The organism is Leminorella grimontii ATCC 33999 = DSM 5078, assembly GCF_000439085.1.
Taxonomy (GTDB): Bacteria; Pseudomonadota; Gammaproteobacteria; order Enterobacterales; family Enterobacteriaceae; genus Leminorella; species Leminorella grimontii.
The window spans coordinates 44698-64457 of sequence record NZ_AUUA01000005.1; the positions used below are offsets into that span (position 1 = coordinate 44698).

The following is a 19760-nucleotide window of genomic DNA, read 5'->3' on the forward strand; positions in this document are numbered from 1 at the left end:
TCCGTTTATTTGTCCCAGTCCTGCCGGCCAGTATCCACGGTTTGACAGCCATCTGGTCCGCAGGTGCCAAACTGATAGGTGCTGTCGGCATCGGCCTCAATGTCCTGGCTAACCGGTTCTGTCGGCACCTTTCCCCGATTCGCTTCTGACGACGACTGGCGAGAAGAACTTTCCGACTCCGCGTTTTCCGAACTGATCCCTGCGTCTTCCGAGCTCACCAGCATGGTGGACACGCAGCGTACGTGCGTAAACGTCGCGTTAAACTCAATGCTCTCCCCCGACTCCGGTGAACGAGGAATGCTCAGGCTGGTCAGCACCATATCGGAATAAATTTTATACTGGGTATAAACCGTCATTGGGCGCTTGTCTTCCATCAGCGCATAGAGCTTATCGAACGCCTGCTGAACCGGAGACTCCAGGCTTAAGCCATCCGCCATTCGGTCAAGCAGCGTTCCAAGCTTGCCCCTGACGGAGGCGTTGCTAATAATGCCGTTTATCTGCAACGTATCCGGCTCGCGCTGAACGTGATCGCTTACGGGTTCGCCCTTTTCCACTGGGTTACTGGTAGTCTGCGCCGTCCAGCTATGGGTTTCGCTGGTGATCACTTCAAACTCCATATTAAAGAAATCACCGTCCAGCGTGACGACGCTGTTTTTGTTATTTAAGTACTTCGCCAAAACGCCCCATATGTTGCTCATCAGGTCATCCCCCCATTAACATCGCGAACCAGTTTCCGATTGCCTTCCTCGGCACCTTTAACAACGGCCTCTTTAAGCGAGTTAGCAAGCTCTTGAGGCGAGCTGGCGGTAACCTGCAGATTGATTTGCTGATTGCTGGTAATCGATGGCTGATTGCTGGTCGTCACTGCAACGGTCTGTGCCGCGGACAGATTGGGCAAACCCAGATTGCCGTCGGCAACCATTTGTTGCAGCCCCGGTTCGGGTTTCGCCAAGCGCCTGGAGACATTACGAACACCGTCGCCAGCGCTTTTTCCCGCTGGTTCTTCCGCCTTTTCCTCGTCGTCGCCAAATCCAAGCCAGCCCATAATTTTCGAACCGGCCGCCATAAACGGGTCAACAATATAGTCAAAGGCTCCCTTAGCCATTTCAGCAAAACCGTCGACAACGGTCATCAGGCCAGAAAACAGCTGTTCAAAACCGGCTTTGATCTTTTCACCATCCATTTCGAAAAGACCGCTGAATATCTCGCCGATCCCCTGCCCCATTTCACCGATACCGGAGAAGACGGCTTTAATGCCTTCCCACACCTGCATCAGCGAAGCCAGATAGTTTTCCCAAGGGCCAATCAGGCTGCCGATATAGGAGTCTTCGCCGCTGATCCAGCGATAGGCGTCGTACAGTGCAATGACCAGTCCAATAAGAAGCGTGAGCGGCCAGCTCATACCGGCAAGAGCCGGTATCAGTCTCATAAGACCCGCTCTGGCAATCGTCATCACGGGACCAAATTTTCCCATAAGAGACAACAACGTAGACAGTACCGGCCACGCCTTTCCGAGCCAGGAGATAACGCTGATAATAGAGAGAAGCGTTTTACCGGCAAATACCGCGCCGATAATGCTGCCGATGGCCATCAGGGCATTGTCTACGCCGCCGCATTTGACGATCAGCCAGTCGATAGACCTCTCAACCAGGTCAAACCCTTTGATAAACAGATTGGAGATTTTGGTAATCAGGCCACTTTTATTCTCCAGCGCAAAAAGCAGCTCGTCCCAGCGGTTACCAACTTTGGTTACCGCGTCGTCCCACTTCATCGGCAGGCTATCAACGCCTTTTTGCAGACTGGGCGCCGCTTTTTTCAGCCCTTGTTCAAGCTGAACGCCGGTTATCTTCCCCTGCTTCGCCATGGCCAAAAGCTGCTTGCTCGACATTCCTATACCATGGGCTAAATCACCCAAGGTTTTCTCACTGAGCTTTGAAAGAAAGCCGCCCATCGCTTCGGCATCGATCTTCCCTTTTTTGAAGGATGAAGACAGTGCGCTCAGCGCCGATGCCTGTTCTTCTGAACTTCCCGTCCCCAGCCTGAGCGCGTTGGACATCGCGTTTAACGTATCGGTTACCGCTTTAGGTGATTTGAGCAGGGACTTGCTGTTTTTCGCCAGCGCCACATAGGCGTCGCCATAAGCCTTCATTGGCATACGCGCCTTATTGGCTTCCTGAGTTAAAAAATAAATGCCGTCAGCCGAGTCGCAAAAGACCTGAGGAAGTCCCTTAATCCTCTGTTGCAGCGTCTGCAGCTCGCCTGCACTTTTTGCCATCGCCGTTAAAGACAGCTTGCCGCCGAACCAGCCGTTGAGCGTCGAAAACCCTTTCTGCACCTTACCGGAAGCAGCTGAGATCTTCTCCGCCCACGACTGAGTCTTCTTTTCTGACTCCTGAAGCTTGGCGTTGATTTTTCCAACGCGCACGCTAATCACGTTAACGGCTTTTGATGAAATTAGACGATTCTCAATGTTGACCTGAGAAATCTTCTGATTTACTACCGTTATTTGCTTAACGATTTTCTCCAGCGTTACCGACAGCGAGTTATAGATGGCGATATGATTTGACGATATTGTCGCCTGAGCACTCATTTACGGCTCTCCTGTTGCGCCTGGAGCTGCATGTCTTCACGCATATCCAACAGCGCATTGATTTTTAACAAATCTTCTACGCAAACCGCGCCGGACTTAACGGCCTCCAGCGTGACCAGATTGGCCATGATAGGCCGCCATATCCACAGCTCTTCCTAAAGAGAAGGACACAGTTCACCGCAGCCGTCGCTCTCGGCTACTGCTGTTCGACCTCGGTATCGAGGGCGCCAAAGCGGCTGCCCAGCTGCTCGATAAAAGGGGCAAAGTTAAGCTTTAACACCTCCCATACCAGCAGATAAAAGTCGAGCAGGTTATCGACGGTAAAGCAGAGGTTCATATCGGTCGGCGAGGCGATCTTGCGCTTGTTCTCCACTGAGTAAGTCCCTGCTGCCGCTAAAATGGGAAACAGCACATCTTCATGGGTTTTCTCATCCAATCCGGAGAAAAGCTCAAGAATAGAAGCGCTTTGAACGCCGCTCTCCCGTCCGATAAGCGCAAGCCCTGGAGCAACGATAGATTTAAGCTTCAGCAGTAGACGCCCGGCGTCAAACGCATTCATTTTCCCCGCGGTAAATTCGCGATTGCCGATAATAAAGGTCTCAACGTGCATCTGTTTTCTCCATAGAAAAGGGGGCATATGCCCCCGGTAACGAAATTTAAACGATAAAAAAGCGCCGTTTGGCGCCGGTCAGTCATCCGCCGCTTAAGCTATTCAGTTTCCGCCGACGAACAGCTTCAGGTCAGCGCATTCAAACGTCCAGGTGCGATCGCCAATAGAATCGCCGAACGCCAGCTCGGGAACCGCCTTCAGCCACGCCTGGCCGGCAGAGCACAGCGTTGTGCCGTTGCCGTCAGTGACGCTGATAGGAAGAACCGGAGAGCCGTCTTCGTTAAAGTTATCGACATAGAAAAGCTTGGAAAGCTCGTCGTTTACGCCGCTGGTTTGCAGTAGCTTGATCTCGATAGTCCCGCTTTTGTTCGCGCTGCGAACGCGCGCGACGCCGCCGTCGATGCCTACTTTGGTGGTGTAAAGTTCAGCGGTACGCTTCACCGAAATAGCATCCCCATCGCTGAAGCCGGAAATCAGTACCGGTCCAACGGTCACAAACACCTGATCGCCTTTGTAAGTGCCAGTTAATTCTGCTGCCATCGTTTATTGCTCCTGTTAGCGATTAATTACTGTAGTTCGTACGACAGATTGCCGTCGATGTTGGTTAAATGAATAGCGCCGGCCAGGCGAGCGGAGAACGACAGGTTCAACACGCGGGCAGCCTTGTCCTGGAACGGAACTTCGACGCTCCGAGGATAGGTCACAACAAAGCCTTTAACGCTGTTGCCGTCGGCGTCGATTTCGTCCGGCGCGATGCCGCCGACGCGCTGGCCTTCCGTCAGGCAGCCTGTCAGGTTGTTGACGATAAGCGCAATGCCGCCGTCGGTATAAGGCACCTTGTTGCGGTTGATCATCAGCGTGCTCAGGCTGGTCTGGATGGTGTCGGCCAACCAGTCGCGGAAGCGGATAACGTCAACCCATTCGCCACTGACCACTTTGCCCGGCGTCGTCAGGTAGATTTGCGGCGCAAAGCGCTCAAAGGTGTTGCCACCCTTCTTCACAATGGTCTGCTGTTCGGTCGCACTCCAGTCGGAGGCCTGAACGCCGGAAAGCTGCTTAAGCGCCCAGGTTTCGCCGCCCGGCGCGATGGTAAAGCAGCGCCCCATCCAGGCCATTTCCAGATACTGTTCGGCGGCGTGCTTATCGACAATCACCGCCGTGCGCAGGAAGCGTTTGGCCATCAGGCGAGACAGAATGTCTGCCGAATTGGACGCGTCGGTAATTTGCGCATCGGCGCTGGAGGTAAAGAAGATCTTGGTTTGCGTCTCGGCCCACTCTGCCGCCGCCATTTGTAAATCGGCATCGCGCTTGGTCAGCGCAAAGCCGTACCAGTTGGCGTCTTCAGACTGGATAGCGCTAAGCTGTACGCCCAGAGAAGCGGCATCGACCGCGCCTTCAGCGCTAACGTCCAGACGGCCTACTTTACACATCTGCGGACGAGGCGTTTGGCTAAACACCGCCTGCAGCGCCTTCAATACCTCAGCCGGCAGATTGTCCTCGACCGCCGCGTTGTAATCCTGATACACGCGAACGCGCTCGGAGAAAGCCGTCAGCGGCGCCACAATCATCGGAACGCCAAACACGCCGCGCGCAACGCTGGTCGTACTCAGAGCAATATTTACGTTCACAATTTGATTCAGAGAACCCATTGTTTTACCTCGTTATGTTAAAAGTAATATCGCCGCCGTCGGTGGCGGCATGAACACGCTCAATGACGCTCACGGCGTCCTTGATTGTCACGGAGTAGTGGATGAAAAAGCTCAAGTAGGTTTCTGAATTCGGCGTCCACTGGGCGTCTTCCTTCATTTCCGTCTTAAGCTGCGGGCTCCCCTCTACCCCAATTTGCGCCAGCTGAAAACGCTCTGACACAGAAACTCTTCTGAACCCGTCAATAACCGGCATCAGCGCCTCAACCGGGTCGCAGCCCGTGCAGTGAATGGCAATCTCTGCGCGCCGCTGGCCGCGAATAAGCAGGTTGCCTTCGTCATCGACGGACTTTGCCACCTCATCGCCCATGCCTAACGCAGTAAGAGAAACGACGCTCAGCTCCGCGTACGCAGACGACGGAGGAGCTTCCCCTTTTGCGATCAGGCTGACGCTCAGCAAAGGCTGTAACAACGCCTTTAACCGCTGTTCAATGGTTGTTGCCATGGAAACCTCAGAAATGAACAGAGTGAGAAAAAGAAAAAGCCCCGCAAACGCGGGGCCCAAGTGCAGTACGCCAACGAAGGCTAAACGTCGGACACGTTAGGCTTATCCCCTTTTTATCCATCGTCGCCCAGACAGACTGGAAGCACCCGCGCAAGCGCCGACGCATTCTTTAGTCCTTCGCCCCATAGGGAAAAGCGCGTACCAAAAAATCCTAATCCTGTCTTCCTACGCCTAAAAAGCAAAAGGCCCACATCAAAGATGCGGGCCTTGCTTAACAACGTTTAAGATACAGTTTTATGACTTTATAGTGGTTACTATACCTGATAATCAGATTGAATCAACCCTTTTTAGTTGTTTTTTTCACAACCAAAACAATAGTCAGGGTTATGCAAGCTAAAGTAGCCTGAATATTACCGCAGGCGTTCAATATTCCGAATGCCCAGAAGCCGCTCGTTACACTGCTCAATCACCGCCAGCAGCTCGGCAACGTACCCTGGATAATCACCGTAGTTCTTCACGCGGTACTCCGGGGCCAGGCAGGGTTGCAACAGGCTATCTGGCATCGGCAGCGGCATTGACGGCAGAGACTCTTTCACACAGCCGCAGAGTAACAGCATCAGGAACGCGCTGACCGGCACACGGAACGGTGCGCTGAGCTTCGTCCAGCTCGGTACGAAGTCGCCCCGCCTCGCGGTCGCTTTCATTTTTTTTCTTCGCCACATCGTCCAGCACCTCCTGAATTTGCGCATATTGGCGCCTTAACCCTTCCACGCTGGCTCTTTCAACTTTCAGTTCGCTTTCGGCCAGTTCCAGCTTTGCGCCAAGCGATTTCATCTGGCCGAAGGCCCACCAAACGACAATGCCCAGAAGAACAATCACGACGCCGGGCGCGGCATGCCTAATCAGCGCATTCATGATTCAAACATCCTCTTTTCTAACCGCCGCCGCCGCTCTAGCCCAGCAAGGCGCTTGCCGTTGGCATAAACCCAACGGAAAAACTCCTCTGCGGCGCCGGCGTAATCCCGAGCGTTAAGCTTACGCAGCAGCGTGGAAGTGCTCAGCGCACGCGTCCCGCAGTTAAAGGCAAAAGAGACCAGCGCATCAAACTGCCCCTGCGTCAGAGGGACGCGAACCAGAATGCGGACGTCTTGCTCAACGCGCACCAAATCCGCCTTTAGGTAGCGTTCAGCCTGCGCCGAGGAAATTTCATCGTTGGGCCTCACGCCCGAAGTGTGGCCGTAGCCGATGGTCCACACGCCGGCCGGGCACAGGTAGGCCTTCAGGCGGCAGGACTCAAAAGACTTGATAAGATCGACGCCCTGCTGACTAATCATCATGTCGCACTTCCCCCAAACGCTTTAGGAAGCGCTTTTCCAGCAGCTTAATAAACTCTGCGCCGGACCACCCGGCCAGCCCCGCCGCACCGCCGGCAAACTCGGCCGCCCAGTGGTAATAGCTGGCCGCCAGCAGCACCATGGCGCCGGTAAACACGGCCACGATGGCCTGAAGAAAAAGAATCGACCAGCGAAACTCCTCTCCGTTCAGGATCCTATAGGCATAGCTCGCCACGGCGCCCAGCAGCGTCATAACCAGAACCAGAACGTGGCTTATCACGTTATAACTTTGTAATTCTTTCATTGGCATGGAGTTCCCCCGTATAAAAAGCACAAAAAAGGGCCTCCAAAGGAGGCCCTGAATGAACGCATAGTCATTGAATCAAGCCTGAACTCAGGCGCTCGACATGGACAGGCGCGATAGCGCCATAACAAAAAAGCCCACGGATAAGTGGGCTTTTAAACTCGGTGTCTGGATATATAAAGGTGACTTTATAGTGCTTACTATACCTGATAATCAGATTGAGTCAACTATTTTAAGTTGTTTTTACAACTTTTATTTTTTACTTTCTATCATACAAATGCCGCCCAGTGCGGCGGCATTTGATAAAAATCGTGATGATAAATTGCTGTGAAAAATCACTTTCCTATACGGAAAGAACCTCCCCCGTCTGAACGAAAATCTGCCCGGCGATAAACGCCTCGGCAATGCGTAGGATCCCCGCAACGTAGCTCTGCGCTTTTCCAAGCTGCTTGGCCAGCTTGGTTTGACTAATGCGATAAACATAGTGTGCAATCACCAGCTTATAAGCCAAACTGTCGAAATGGCGCAGCCCGGCGACGGCGGAATCCACCACCATCCCCTGCTTGTCATCGGAACGAAAAAGCGTCGAAGACTCTCCCGGTAAAGACGCCTGAAAGGTGACGTTAACCTTCGCATATTCCGTACCTACGCCGCAGCGAGCCCAGTTGCCCCACATCTCTAATGTCGTTTTAATACTGTCCATTATCCCCCCGAAAATAACAACAATAAGTTGTACAACTATAGTAATCGATCATTATCGGTTGATCAACACAAATTAGTTGTTATAGTAGAGTTCTATTTCGCTGTATTTTCCCAAACCGATTACATCAAAGAGAATGCCTATGCAAACGTTAGCAGAACGCGTCGCCTGGAGGCGCGAACAGTTAGGCTTAAGTCAAAAAACGCTGGCGGAAAAAATCCGGGTGAGCCAGCAGTCGATTAATAAAATAGAGTCTGGGCAAACCAAGGCGCCGCGTAATCTGGATAAGCTGGCCGAGGCGCTGAGCGTACCGCCCCAGTGGCTGATGTTCGGCGACGAACACGTCAAGGTCAAATCCGCTGAAGTGTATGACTCGGAAATTAAGGCCAGCAGCCTGAAGGTCGAAGAGTGGGAATCCATGAACCACGACAGGGACGAGTTTGTAGAAGTCTCGATGCTTAACGTCGAGGCCGCCTGCGGCGATGGCGCAATGGCGGAGAACGAGCATGAAATTTATGCGCTGCCGTTTCGCCGCTACACCCTGCGCAGGATGGGCGTCAACGCGCGCAACGCGCGCGTAGTCAGAGTTATTGGCAACAGCATGGCGCCGATGCTGAGAAGCGGCGACGTGGTTGGTATCGACACGGCTAATAATTCGCCTATCATCGATGGCGACCTCTATGCTATCCGTGACGGCAACCTGATCCGCGTGAAGCAGCTAATTCCTCGTCCGGACGGCGGTATTATTATTAAAAGCTTTAATAATACCGATTATCCTGACGAACATTTGAGTCGGGAAGAATTTGAACAAAGAATTCACATCATAGGGCGAGTATTCTGGTCCTCTACACTTTGGTAACACCCTGTTTACACCCACCCTACGCGCCGCGATCCCATGCGGCGCCGCCTTTCCCTCGGAAACGCCGCACCACGTTTAATCTTTTCAGAATATTTCTCGCTGTATATCAATAAAGTCGCAAAAAAACGTTGCAAACACGTTGTAATGATGCATTAAATTAATCAACACACATTAATCATCTTAAAAAATTAAAACAGATAATATTTACTAGTAAGTAATAATACAGCTATAATACAACGATACAAAAAAGGAGAAGAGCGCACATGGGAAGTTCATTTACACCAACGGAAGACATTTTAAACCTATATTTATCTATACAGGACGATTTTCCTTACGAGGAGATTCACCTGACCCGCCTCAGTATGCATACCTATGCAAAACTGCTTGAATACCGGAATAAAAACTTCAAAACCTTGGGTATCAATGAAACCCTCTTTATGGCGTTAATTATTCTGAATACTCAGGAAGACAAGTCGATACAACCATCGGAACTCAGCCTGGCGCTAGGCTCATCAAGAACGAACGCAACGCGCATTGCCGACGATCTTGAGAAGAAAGGTTGGATCGTGCGTAAAGAGAGCGATCGAGATCGCCGCTGTCTGCATCTGTTCCTGACTCAGGCGGGACAAGACTTCCTAAACAGCCTTCTTCCACAGCAAAACGCCAATCTGTTAAAGATTTGGTCGGCGTTTTCCAAAGAAGAACGCGAGCAGCTGGACCTCTTGAACCGCAAGCTGCTAACGCGTTTAGAGACTCTTGACCCTGCATAACGGTTGTTTTTAACCTTCATACCGGGCTGTGCCTCTTAACGGCTTTCACTTAGCAAACCGTTAAGAAGCGCAGCCTTAGCGTTTTTATCATTTAGCTAAATATGCGTTTATTACGCACAACGATAAATAACTGCATCATTTTCCTGCCCTATCGTTTGATTTGCTTATAAACTATAGCGTTCACGAACACGTTGTATAGCCCGTTTTTGGCTTTCTCCAACCGCTCTATCAAAGGTGATATCGAATGTCCGCGGATACTTCAGCCCCGCAGCCCAATAAGAAAAAACGCTCACGTAAGCTGGCCATGTGGATTGCAGCCACGCTGTTTATCGTCGCCGGCGCGGGTTATTCCATTTACTGGTTCGTCGCTCTTCGCCATCACCAAACGACGGATGACGCTTACGTAGCGGGCAACCAGGTGCAGGTGATGTCGCAAATTTCAGGCAACGTCACGGCTATCTACGCAGACAATACCGATAAAGTTAAAAAAGGCGACGTGCTGGTCATGTTAGACCAAACGGACGCCCGGCAGGCCTTCGAGCGGGCGCAAACGGCGCTGGCCAACAGCGTTCGCCAGACGCACCAGCTGATAATCAATAACCGTCAGCTTAAGGCCAATATCGAGCTTAAAACCACAGCCCTCAATCAGGCGCTGGCAGACTTAAACCGCAGAGAAACGCTGGGCAAAACCGGCGCTATCGGTAAAGAAGAGCTGCAGCACGCCAGAGACGCCGCGGCCAGCGCCCGCGCCGAGCTGGAAGTGGCGATGCAACAGTATCATTCAAACAACGCGCTGGTATTGGGCACGCCGCTGGAGCAGCATCCTTCCGTTCTTCACGCCTCGTCGCAGCTGCGTGACGCCTGGCTGACGTTGCAAAGAACTAAAATCGTTGCCCCGGTAGACGGCTACGTCTCTCGTCGGAGCGTACAGGTCGGCGCACAAATCACGACCAACACGCCGCTCATGGTCATTGTTCCCGCCGAGCGGGTTTGGGTTGACGCCAACTTCAAAGAAACCCAATTGGCCAACATGCGCATTGGCCAACCGGTTAAGGTTATCAGCGACTTTTACGGCGAAGACGTGGTTTATAAAGGCACCGTCGTCGGTTTGGACATGGGAACAGGAAGCGCGTTCTCGCTCCTGCCCGCACAAAACGCCACCGGCAACTGGATCAAGGTCGTTCAACGTCTTCCGGTCAGAATCGCACTGGATCCGGAGCAGGTAGCACAGCACCCGCTGCGCATTGGGCTGTCGATGGACGTCACCGTTGACACGGCGAATCAGGAAGGAGACGTTCTGGCGAAGACGCCGAGGAACGAAGTGGTCTACCAAACTGACGCGCTGACCCACTCGCTGGCCCCTGTCGATAAGCTTATCGCGGAGATTGTGCGCACTAACGCCGGGCAGCCTGAGACCAAATGAAAACGCCCGCAGCGCCGCTAGAGGGCGCCAAACTCGGCTGGATCACGCTGGCGCTTGCGCTGGCGACCTTTATGCAGATTTTGGACTCAACCATTGCCAACGTCGCTATTCCCACAATTTCCGGCGATCTTGGCTCTTCCCTGTCGCAGGGAACCTGGGTCATTACGTCTTTCGGCGTCGCCAACGCGATTTCTATCCCGCTCACCGGCTGGTTGGCCAAACGTCTGGGCGAAGTCCGCCTGTTTATGGCCGCCACCATTCTGTTCGTCGTTGCGTCATGGCTGTGCGGCATGTCGCACAGTCTGGAAATGCTGATCGCGTCTCGGGTGCTGCAAGGTCTGGTGGCGGGCCCCATCATGCCGCTGTCGCAGAGCCTGCTGTTAAATAACTACCCTCCTCTTAAGCGCAGCATGGCGCTGGCGCTGTGGTCGATGACCGTGACCGTCGCCCCCATCTTTGGCCCAATACTCGGCGGCTGGATCAGCGACAACTACCACTGGGGATGGATTTTCTACATCAACGTGCCGGTGGGCGTCGCGGTTGTCGCTATCACCTGGCTCATCCTTAAGGACAGAGAAACCGCTACTGAAATCAAGCCGATTGATACCGTAGGGCTCGTGCTGCTGGTGGTCGGCATCGGCTGTTTCCAGATGCTGCTCGACCGGGGAAAAGAGCTGGACTGGTTTGAATCGACGGAGATTATCACGCTCTCCATCATTGCGGTTGTCGCCATTACCTTCCTCATCATATGGGAGCTGACGGACGACCATCCGATTGTCGATCTTTCTCTGTTCAAATCGCGCAACTTCACCATTGGCTGCCTGTGCACCAGCCTGGCGTTTATGCTGTATATCGGCTCGATCGTTTTGCAGCCTCAGCTTTTGCAGGTAGTCTTTGGCTATACCGCCACCTGGGCCGGGCTTGCCGCGGCGCCAATCGGGCTGATACCGCTGATGCTGGCGCCGGTCATCGGCAAATACGGCCCCAAAATCGACCTCCGTCGTCTGGTAACGTTCAGCTTTATCGTTTACGCCGCCTGCTTCTATTGGCGCGCCTATACCTTTGAGCCCCAAATGGGGTTTGGCGCCGTCGCCTGGCCGCAGTTCGTTCAGGGCTTCGCCGTCGCCTGCTTCTTTATGCCGCTGACGACCATCACCCTTTCCGACGTGGAGCCGTCAAAAATCGCCGCCGCTTCCAGCCTGTCGAACTTTCTAAGAACGCTGGCGGGATCGGTCGGTACGTCGATCACCACAACCGGATGGACCCAGCGCGAGTCGCTCCACCACACGCACCTAACGGAAGCGATTACGCCCTATAATCCGATAGCGCAGCAGACCTACGACTCGTTGGAAAAGCTGGGAATGAGTTCAACTCAGGCTTCCGCCTACCTCAACAACCAGATAACCAATCAGGGCCTGATTATGTCCGCTAACGAGATTTTCTGGCTCAGCGGTGGGATATTTCTCGTTCTGCTGCTGTTCGTCTGGTTCGCCAAGCCGCCGTTCATCATCGGCGGAGGTAGCGCTCGCCCCAGCGGCGGCGAACATTAGCGGAATAACCCACAAAAAACCCCGCCGTTCGGCGGGGTTCGTTTAATCAAACGGTCACGCTTTCACAGCCTACCCAATCGGTAAGCCATTGCGACGTTTCTAGCGGTCATTTTCACGTTGTCCGCCGCCTGCTTGAGGGCATCGTCCAACGAAGTGATTTTGTACAGCACGCTAAAGACGGCATCCAGCCCGTGCTGATAAACCACCTCAACGTCGCTGCTCAGGCTTCCGGCGATAGCAATCACCGGTTTGCCGTAGCGCTTAGACACGCGCGCCACGCCAATTGGCACCTTGCCGTTAACCGTTTGGCTATCGATGCAGCCCTCGCCGGTAATGACCAGATCCGCATCTTTAACCGCGTCGGCAAGGCCAACCGCCTCAGTGACGATCTCTATGCCGGGTCGAAGTTCCGCCCCCAAAAACGCCAGCAGCGCAGCCCCCATGCCGCCCGCCGCGCCGGAACCCGGCACGTCGTTGACGTCCTGCCCCAGGTCGCGTTTAATCGCCTGCGCATAGTGCAGCAGGTTCGCGTCCAGCGTGGCTATCATCTCCTGCGTTGCGCCCTTCTGCGGGCCAAAGATGGCGGATGCGCCCTGCGGCCCGGTCAATGGATTGGTCACGTCGCAGGCCACCTCAAAGCGGCAGGATTTAATGCGCTTGTCCATACCGCTGACGTCTATCCTGTCCAGCCTGGCGAGCTCTGCGCCGCCGAAGCCTATCTCTTTACCCTCTTTATCGAGCAGCTTTGCGCCCAGCGCCTGCACCATGCCGGCGCCGCCGTCATTGGTTGCGCTGCCACCGATGCCGATAATGCAGTGAGTCACGCCGCGATCCAGCGCCTTGGCTATCAGCTCTCCGGTACCGTAAGAGGTTGTCACCATTGGATTACGTCGGCTAACCGGCACCCTTTCCAGACCGCTGGCTGCCGCCATCTCAATAATGGCGTAACGCTCATCGCCGGACAGGCCGAGGAAAGCTTCTCCCTGTTCGCCTAATGGATCGGTCACGTCTACAGTAAGAATCGTTCCTGACGTAGCGGCTACCATCGCGTCAACGGTACCCTCTCCCCCGTCAGCAACGGGCAGCTTAACGTACTGCGCATCGGGGAAAATCTCACGGAACCCGGCCTCAATCTGCCGCGCAACGTCCAGCGCGCTCAGGCTCTCTTTGTAGGAATCCGGTGCGATGACTATTTTCATAACCTGTCCATATAAAAGATAACTAAATGACCAGAGTAATACGTTCCGTTAGCGCCGCGGACGCGCTTGCCCGCGGCACGGCGTCATTACCGGGCGACTTCCACTTTCGCCAGCTTCTCGTAGTAGCGAGCCAGAGCGCTGTGATCGCACGTCCCCATATCGTCCGCTTTCAGCGCCTGCATCATTTCCATCACGGCGGCGGTCAACGGCAGCTGAGCGCCTACGCCGTGGGAAGTATCCAGCGCGTTAGCCAGATCCTTAATGTGCAGATCGATGCGAAAGCCCGGCTTAAAGTTGCGATCGAGCACCATTGGCGCCTTCGCATCCAGTACCGTACTGCCCGCCAGGCCGCCGCGAATGGCCTGATAAACCAGCTCAGGATTCACGCCCGCCTTGGTCGCCAACACCAGCGCTTCGGACATCGCGGCAATGTTTAACGCCACGATGACCTGATTAGCCAGCTTGGTCACGTTGCCCGCGCCGACATCACCAGTATGAACCACAGATCCGGCCATTGCCTTCATGATGTCGTAATGCTTATCGAAAATCGCCTTATCGCCGCCGACCATCACCGACAGCGAGCCGTCAATCGCCTTCGGCTCGCCGCCGCTGACCGGCGCATCCAGCATCTCGACGCCTTTTTTGGCAAGTTCGGCGTAGATCTCACGGCTGGCCAGCGGCGCGATGGAACTCATATCAATAACCACCAGCCCCTTCTTCGCGCCTTCGATAACGCCATTCTCTCCCAAAACGACGTCCTTAACGTGCGGCGAGTTGGGCAGCATAGTGATAACCACGTCGCTCGCTTGTGCAACCGCCTTCGGCGACGAGGCTGAAACCGCACCGGCAGCAACGACTTCCGCCACGGCGTCCGCATTGCGATCCATAACCACCAGCGAGTAGCCCGCTTTCAGCAGGTTCTTACTCATTGGCTTACCCATAATCCCTAATCCAATAAAACCGATTTTCATTGTTCGTTCCTCATAGTCCATAAACTCCGCGCGGCCATTCGCGCGAACTGCTGAAAACGCGGCGGCGCCTCACATGAGGCAGCAAGCCTTACTTGTACTTTACTGCCGATACTTATCGCTAAGCGCCTGCGTCGCGCCGCGGAAAACGCCGAGATCGCTGCCGACGGCGACGAACGTCGCGCCCCATTCGAGATAGCGGCGGGCGTCCGCTTCAACCGGGGCCAGAATGCCGCAGGCCTTGCCGTGCTTTTTAGCGCAGTCAAACACCTGACGGATCGCCTTTTGCACGTCGGGATGCCCGGCCTGGCCTAAGTATCCCAGCGCGGCCGACAGGTCGCTTGGGCCGACGAACAGCGCGTCTACGCCGTCAACGGCGGCGATAGCGTTAAGGCTGTCCAGCCCTTTCTGGCTCTCGATCTGCACAATGACGCTGATGTTGTCGTTAATTTTGCTGAAATAGCCCGCTTCGGTACCGAACTGGTTGCTGCGGTGAGAAACGGACACGCCGCGGATGCCGTGCGGCGGATAGCGGGTAGACGCCACGGCGCGCTTTGCTTCCTCTTCGGTCTCAACGAACGGGATCAGGAAGTTATAGAAACCAATATCCAACAGGCGTTTGATCGTTACCGGATCGTTAGACTGCGGGCGCACGATGGGGGTGCTGTCTGAATCCTTCAGCGCCATCAGCTGAGGGATAAAAGTGCCTACGTCGTTGGGCGCGTGCTCACCGTCAAGCAGCAGCCAGTCAAAGCCCGCATAGCCCAGCACTTCGGTAGTGATAGGGTTCGCCAGCGCGGACCAGCAGCCGATAAGCCGCTTGCCGCCCAACAGGTCGCGGCGAAACTGGTTTGGAATGTAACTTTTAGCCATGATGAAACCTTCTCTCGTATTTACAGCGCTCGGGCCGCTAACGCGGCCCCTCAAGGGATTAACGCACCAGGCACGGGCGCTTGTTGTCAAACGTCCAGTTGGGGATCAGATACTGCATTCCCATGGCGTCGTTGCGTGCGCCCAACCCCATGTTTTTATACAGCTCGTGGGCCTTAAGCACCTGGTCCATATCAATCTCGATGCCCAGTCCCGGCTTCTTCGGCACCTGCACCATTCCGCCTTCAATCTTGAGCGGCTCTTTGGTAATGCGCTGGTTGCCCTCTTGCCAGATCCAGTGGGTGTCGATAGCGGTGATTTTGCCCGGCGCGGCGGCGGCGACCTGAGTAAACATCGCCAGCGACACGTCGAAATGGTTGTTGGAGTGAGAGCCCCAGGTCAGCCCCCACTCGTGGCACATCTGCGCCACGCGAACCGAGCCCTGCATCGTCCAGAAGTGCGGATCGGCCAGCGGAATGTCGACGGAGTGTAGCTGAATGGTGTGCCCCATTTGACGCCAGTCGGTGGCTATCATGTTAGTGGCGGTCAGAAGGCCGGTGGCGCGACGGAACTCCGCCATAATTTCACGGCCGGAATACCCCTGTTCCGCTCCGCACGGATCTTCCGCATAGGCCAGAGAACCGCGCAGATACTTGCCAATCTGGATGGCTTCATCCAGCGACCAGGCACCGTTCGGATCCAGCGTGATGCGCGCCTGCGGGAAGCGCTTGGCCAGCGCCACAATGGATTCTGCTTCTTCTTCACCGGCCAGCACGCCGCCCTTCAGTTTAAAGTCGTTGAAGCCGTATTTTTCATAGGCCGCTTCCGCCAGCCGTACGACGGTTTCCGGCGTCAGCGCCTCTTCGTGGCGCAGGCGATACCAGTCGCACCTGTCGTCAGGCTGGCTTTGATAAGGCATATCCGTCTTTTTGCGATCGCCAATGTAGAACAAGTAGCCGAGCATCTCGACTTCGTCGCGCTGCTGCCCGTCGCCCAACAGGGAGGCAACCGTTACGCCAAGATGCTTACCCAGCAGGTCCAGCATGGCCGCTTCAATGGCGGTAACCACGTGGATGGTGGTGCGCAGGTCGAAGGTCTGAAGCCCGCGGCCGCCGGAGTCGCGATCGGCAAACCGATCGCGCACCGCGTTCATCACGTTCTTATATTCGCCCAGCGTTTTTCCGATGATAAGCGTCTTGGCGTCTTCAAGCGTTTGTCGGATCTTCTCGCCGCCGGGGACTTCACCTACGCCGGTATTGCCCGCGTTATCCTTCATAATCACGATGTTGCGCGTAAAGTAAGGCGCGTGGGCGCCGCTCAGGTTCAACAGCATGCTGTCGTGACCGGCAACGGGAATTACCAGCATCTCAACAACGCTTGGCGTCGAATTCGGGGTCATCATTTTATTCACCTTAATTATCAATGCGTAAATCAGTTCATCGTGCGCCGCAGACGACGCATACGAAGCGGTTAGCGAACCATCGCCGGGCGCTTTTTATCGAACGTCCAGCCGGGGATCAGGTACTGCATGGCCTGTGCGTCGTTTCGCGCACCGGACGGCATCTTCTTATGCAGCTCATGCGCCTTTTCCACCTGCGCCATGTCCAGCTCGATGCCCAGCCCAGGCCTATCGCTCAGGGCTATTTTGCCGTTGACGATTTGCAGCGGTTCCTTCGTCAGGCGCTGGCCTTCCTGCCAGATCCAGTGGGTATCCAATGCGGTCGGATTACCCGGCGCGGAGGCGCCGACGTGGGTAAACATCGCAAGCGACACGTCAAAGTGGTTGTTGGAGTGGCAACCCCAGGTCAGCCCCCATTCGTTGCACAGCTGTGCCACACGGGAAGCGCCGGTCAGCGTCCAGAAGTGCGGATCGGCCAGCGGGATATCCACCGCCTGCAGCATGATGGCGTGGCACATCTCGCGCCAGTTGGTGGCCACCATATTGGTCGCGGTCGGCAGCCCGGTAGCCCGACGGAATTCCGCCATAACTTCGCGGCCCGAATAGCCGTTTTCCGCGCCGCAGGGGTCCTCTGCGTAAGTCAGCACGTGGTTCATGCCTTTGCACAGCCGGATAGCCTCATCCAGCGACCAGGCGCCGTTCGGATCCAGCGTGATGCGGGCATCCGGGAAGGCGTTAGCCAACGCGGTGACGGTTTCTATCTCCCGTTCCCCCGGCAGCACGCCGCCCTTCATTTTAAAATCCTTAAAGCCGTAGCGATCTTTGGCCGCCGCCGCCAGTTCAACCACCGACGCGGTGTCCATCGCCTCCTGATGGCGCAGTCGGTACCACTCGTGTTTGCCGGTTTCCGGCGCCTGGTAAGGGAGGTCTGTCCTCTGGCTATCGCCGATATAGAACAGATAGCCCAGCACCGTTACTTCATCCCGCTGCTTACCGGGGCCGAGCAGTTCGGCGACCGGCACGCCCAGGTGCTGCCCCATCAGGTCCAACAGGGCGGACTCCAGCGCCGCGACGGCGTTGACCCGCAGTTCAAACGTCCAGGCCCCTTTACCGAAGGTGTCATAATCCGCGTTCAGGTTGCCTTGGTGCATCCTGTCCACCAGACGGTTGAGAATGGCGACCGGCTGCCCTTCTATATGAAGGATAGCCTCCTGCAGCGTGCGCAGGATCGTCTCTCCGCCCGGCGCTTCGCCAACGCCGGTATGTCCGGCGCTGTCCTTAAGGATGACGATGTTTCGCGTAAAATAAGCGCCATGTGCGCCGCCGACGTTCATCAGCATGCTGTCATGCCCGGCAACCGGAACGACCTGCATGGAAACAATTTTTGGCGTGTCTTGAGTGTGCATAGCGGCCTCCTTTCCGATTACAGCTTAAGTTCGATACGTTGAATTTTGCCGACCACGAACAGATAGCTGAAAATAGCGATAGCCGCGTGAACGCCCACGTATATCAGCGCGCCGTTAAACGAGCCGGTGGAGTAGACGATATAGCCGATGGCAATAGGCGTAACGATGCCGGAAATGTTGCCGCACATGTTGAACAGCCCGCCGCTCAGGCCGCTTATTTCTTTTGGCGCCGTATCGGCCATGACGGCCCAGCCCAGCGCGCCGATGCCTTTACCGAAGAAGGCCAAGGCCATAAAGCCGACGACCAGCATTTCAGATTCGATATAGTTACAGAACACCATCGAAATAGAGAGCAGCATGCCCAGAACGATGGGCGTTTTTCTCGCCAGCGTCACAGAGCCGGTGCGCTTCATCAGGTAATCGGAAATCACGCCGCCCAAAATGCCGCCGGCAAAGCCGCACAGCGCAGGGACGGAAGCCACAAAGCCCGCCTTCAGAATTGACATGCCGCGAGCCTGAACCAGATAAACCGGGAACCAGGTAATAAAAAAGTAGGTCAGCGCGTTGATACAGTATTGGCCGATATAGATACCGACCAGCATCCGTGAACTCAGCAGCTGCTTGACGTAGCTTAGCTTCGGGCCGGAACTGGCGTCTTTTTTGCCGCCCGCCTGATCCATATTGGTCAGCGCGCCGCCGCGTTCGATATGGTCTATCTCGCCCTGGTTGATGCTCGGATGGTCTTTCGGGTTATGAATAACTTTTACCCAGATAAAGCTGACGATGATGCCCAAGCCGCCCATAAAGTAGAATACGAACTGCCAGCCCAGCTCGTGGGTCAGCCAGCCCATGATGGGGGCAAAAATGACGGTGGCGAAATACTGCGCCGAGTTAAAGATAGCGACAGCCGTGCCGCGCTCCTGCGCGGGGAACCACGCGGCGACGATGCGGCTGTTGCCGGGAAAAGAGGGCGACTCAGCCAGGCCAACCAGAAAGCGCAGCGTAAACAGCAAAACCAGCGCCCACATGCCGCTTAGAAAGCCGATGGCACCCTGCAGCAGCGTGAAGGTTGACCAGGTAAAGATACTCCAGAAATAAACTCGCTTGGAGCCGAAGCGGTCTAAAAGCCAGCCGCCCGGCAGCTGGCCTAATACGTAGGCCCATGAGAAAGCTGAAAAAACGTAACCCATACCGACGGCGTCAAGTCCCAGCGAGGAGGACATCGGCGCTCCGGCAATTGACAGCGTCGCGCGGTCGCCGTAGTTAATTGCGGTCACCGCAAACAGCATGACAACAATCCAGAAACGCACGCGGGTGGGTTTTACCCCACTCACGCTGGCGCTTGTCGCTGAATTAATAGACTCCATGTTATTCTCCTATAGATAAAGTTATTTACCCTATCCAATCGTTTTAATTCTGTTAGTTAACAACCCCATTGGATGAAAATAATTTCTGGTGGTAATACTATTCCGCTCAGATTTATTTCCCCGCCAAGAAATAAGAAAATAGAAAAATAAGAATTCACGGTTCCGCTGAGGGAATACTACTGGCTATGCATAAAACGGGTCATTGGGCATATGCCCAATGATTTATGTAACTTGGGCCATTTTTTAGCCTAAAAACGACC

The 19760-nt window shown here is 54.9% G+C and carries 23 protein-coding genes; 5 read left to right on the top strand and 18 right to left on the bottom strand.

The genetic code is table 11. From position 1 onward, the window contains the following. Positions 1-5: 5 nt before the first annotated feature. The 11 genes from G544_RS21330 to G544_RS0110870 all read right to left on the bottom strand — a co-directional run bounded on the left by G544_RS21330 (position 6) and on the right by G544_RS0110870 (position 6989). A complete protein-coding gene (locus G544_RS21330) occupies positions 6-698 on the bottom strand; it encodes a phage baseplate protein (protein ID WP_051155699.1) in 693 nt (230 codons plus the stop codon). After that, the gene (locus G544_RS0110825) at positions 698-2590 is read right to left on the bottom strand and encodes a tape measure protein (RefSeq protein WP_027274618.1); all 1893 of its coding nucleotides are present in this window, start codon (positions 2588-2590) and stop codon (positions 698-700) included. The genes G544_RS21330 and G544_RS0110825 overlap by 1 nt, the downstream gene beginning before the upstream one ends. Further along, on the bottom strand, positions 2587-2718 hold the full coding sequence (locus tag G544_RS22610) for a hypothetical protein (RefSeq protein ID WP_255309157.1): 132 nt from the start codon (positions 2716-2718) through the stop codon (positions 2587-2589). Before G544_RS22610 ends, G544_RS0110825 begins: the two co-directional genes overlap by 4 nt. A 68-nt stretch (positions 2719-2786) precedes the next feature. Then, positions 2787-3200 carry a phage tail assembly chaperone gene (locus tag G544_RS20380; protein WP_051155700.1) on the bottom strand — a complete coding sequence of 138 codons (414 nt, stop codon included), beginning with the start codon at positions 3198-3200 and terminating at the stop codon, positions 2787-2789. A gap of 102 nt (positions 3201-3302) precedes the next feature. Beyond that, the gene (locus G544_RS0110840) at positions 3303-3740 is read right to left on the bottom strand and encodes a phage structural protein (RefSeq protein ID WP_027274619.1); all 438 of its coding nucleotides are present in this window, start codon (positions 3738-3740) and stop codon (positions 3303-3305) included. 26 nt (positions 3741-3766) lie between these two features. Continuing rightward, positions 3767-4849: a DUF3383 family protein gene (locus G544_RS0110845; RefSeq protein ID WP_027274620.1), complete on the bottom strand. Its 1083-nt coding sequence runs from the start codon at positions 4847-4849 to the stop codon at positions 3767-3769. 4 nt (positions 4850-4853) lie between these two features. Next, on the bottom strand, positions 4854-5351 hold the full coding sequence (locus tag G544_RS0110850) for a phage neck terminator protein (RefSeq protein ID WP_147654614.1): 498 nt from the start codon (positions 5349-5351) through the stop codon (positions 4854-4856). Positions 5352-5761: 410 nt separating this feature from the next. Beyond that, a complete protein-coding gene (gene lysC / locus G544_RS22365) occupies positions 5762-5926 on the bottom strand; it encodes an Rz1-like lysis system protein LysC (RefSeq protein ID WP_166791994.1) in 165 nt (54 codons plus the stop codon). Continuing rightward, on the bottom strand, positions 5904-6266 hold the full coding sequence (locus tag G544_RS0110860; RefSeq protein WP_027274622.1) for a hypothetical protein: 363 nt from the start codon (positions 6264-6266) through the stop codon (positions 5904-5906). Before G544_RS0110860 ends, lysC begins: the two co-directional genes overlap by 23 nt. Next, positions 6263-6688 carry a lysozyme gene (locus G544_RS0110865; RefSeq protein ID WP_027274623.1) on the bottom strand — a complete coding sequence of 142 codons (426 nt, stop codon included), beginning with the start codon at positions 6686-6688 and terminating at the stop codon, positions 6263-6265. The genes G544_RS0110860 and G544_RS0110865 overlap by 4 nt, the downstream gene beginning before the upstream one ends. Further along, positions 6678-6989: a phage holin family protein gene (locus G544_RS0110870; protein WP_309297255.1), complete on the bottom strand. Its 312-nt coding sequence runs from the start codon at positions 6987-6989 to the stop codon at positions 6678-6680. Before G544_RS0110870 ends, G544_RS0110865 begins: the two co-directional genes overlap by 11 nt. A gap of 103 nt (positions 6990-7092) precedes the next feature. On the opposite strand from G544_RS0110870, the gene G544_RS0110875 reads away from it, so the two are divergent. Next, the gene (locus G544_RS0110875; RefSeq protein ID WP_027274625.1) at positions 7093-7320 is read left to right on the top strand and encodes a hypothetical protein; all 228 of its coding nucleotides are present in this window, start codon (positions 7093-7095) and stop codon (positions 7318-7320) included. Between the two features lie 12 nt (positions 7321-7332). On the opposite strand, the gene G544_RS0110880 is transcribed toward G544_RS0110875, so the two are convergent. Continuing rightward, positions 7333-7692, bottom strand: a complete 360-nt coding sequence (locus tag G544_RS0110880) for an antiterminator Q family protein (RefSeq protein WP_081650780.1) — start codon at positions 7690-7692, stop codon at positions 7333-7335. 139 nt (positions 7693-7831) lie between these two features. Here G544_RS0110880 and G544_RS0110885 point away from each other — a divergent pair, with 139 nt between their 5' ends. The 4 genes from G544_RS0110885 to emrB all read left to right on the top strand — a co-directional run bounded on the left by G544_RS0110885 (position 7832) and on the right by emrB (position 12291). Further along, on the top strand, positions 7832-8548 hold the full coding sequence (locus tag G544_RS0110885; protein WP_027274627.1) for an XRE family transcriptional regulator: 717 nt from the start codon (positions 7832-7834) through the stop codon (positions 8546-8548). A 263-nt stretch (positions 8549-8811) separates the two neighbouring features. Continuing rightward, positions 8812-9318, top strand: a complete 507-nt coding sequence (gene mprA, locus G544_RS0110890; RefSeq protein WP_027274628.1) for a transcriptional repressor MprA — start codon at positions 8812-8814, stop codon at positions 9316-9318. Positions 9319-9562: 244 nt separating this feature from the next. Continuing rightward, positions 9563-10741, top strand: coding sequence for a multidrug efflux MFS transporter periplasmic adaptor subunit EmrA (emrA, locus tag G544_RS0110895; RefSeq protein WP_027274629.1), 1179 nt, complete (start codon positions 9563-9565; stop codon positions 10739-10741). Further along, the gene (gene emrB, locus G544_RS0110900; RefSeq protein WP_027274630.1) at positions 10738-12291 is read left to right on the top strand and encodes a multidrug efflux MFS transporter permease subunit EmrB; all 1554 of its coding nucleotides are present in this window, start codon (positions 10738-10740) and stop codon (positions 12289-12291) included. Before emrA ends, emrB begins: the two co-directional genes overlap by 4 nt. Positions 12292-12353: 62 nt before the next feature. Here emrB and G544_RS0110905 read toward each other — a convergent pair whose 3' ends face one another. The 6 genes from G544_RS0110905 to G544_RS0110930 all read right to left on the bottom strand — a co-directional run bounded on the left by G544_RS0110905 (position 12354) and on the right by G544_RS0110930 (position 19500). After that, positions 12354-13490 (bottom strand): glycerate kinase, encoded by a 1137-nt coding sequence (locus G544_RS0110905; protein ID WP_027274631.1) that lies wholly within the window; start codon positions 13488-13490, stop codon positions 12354-12356. An 86-nt stretch (positions 13491-13576) separates the two neighbouring features. Continuing rightward, the gene (garR, locus tag G544_RS0110910) at positions 13577-14482 is read right to left on the bottom strand and encodes a 2-hydroxy-3-oxopropionate reductase (protein ID WP_027274632.1); all 906 of its coding nucleotides are present in this window, start codon (positions 14480-14482) and stop codon (positions 13577-13579) included. Between the two features lie 78 nt (positions 14483-14560). After that, the gene (gene garL, locus G544_RS0110915; RefSeq protein ID WP_027274633.1) at positions 14561-15331 is read right to left on the bottom strand and encodes a 2-dehydro-3-deoxyglucarate aldolase; all 771 of its coding nucleotides are present in this window, start codon (positions 15329-15331) and stop codon (positions 14561-14563) included. Positions 15332-15389: 58 nt separating this feature from the next. After that, on the bottom strand, positions 15390-16730 hold the full coding sequence (gene gudD, locus G544_RS0110920; protein ID WP_027274634.1) for a glucarate dehydratase: 1341 nt from the start codon (positions 16728-16730) through the stop codon (positions 15390-15392). 68 nt (positions 16731-16798) lie between these two features. Next, a complete protein-coding gene (locus tag G544_RS0110925; protein ID WP_027274635.1) occupies positions 16799-18133 on the bottom strand; it encodes an enolase C-terminal domain-like protein in 1335 nt (444 codons plus the stop codon). 17 nt (positions 18134-18150) lie between these two features. Then, positions 18151-19500, bottom strand: coding sequence for an MFS transporter (locus G544_RS0110930; RefSeq protein ID WP_036023863.1), 1350 nt, complete (start codon positions 19498-19500; stop codon positions 18151-18153). Positions 19501-19760 lie beyond the last annotated feature (260 nt).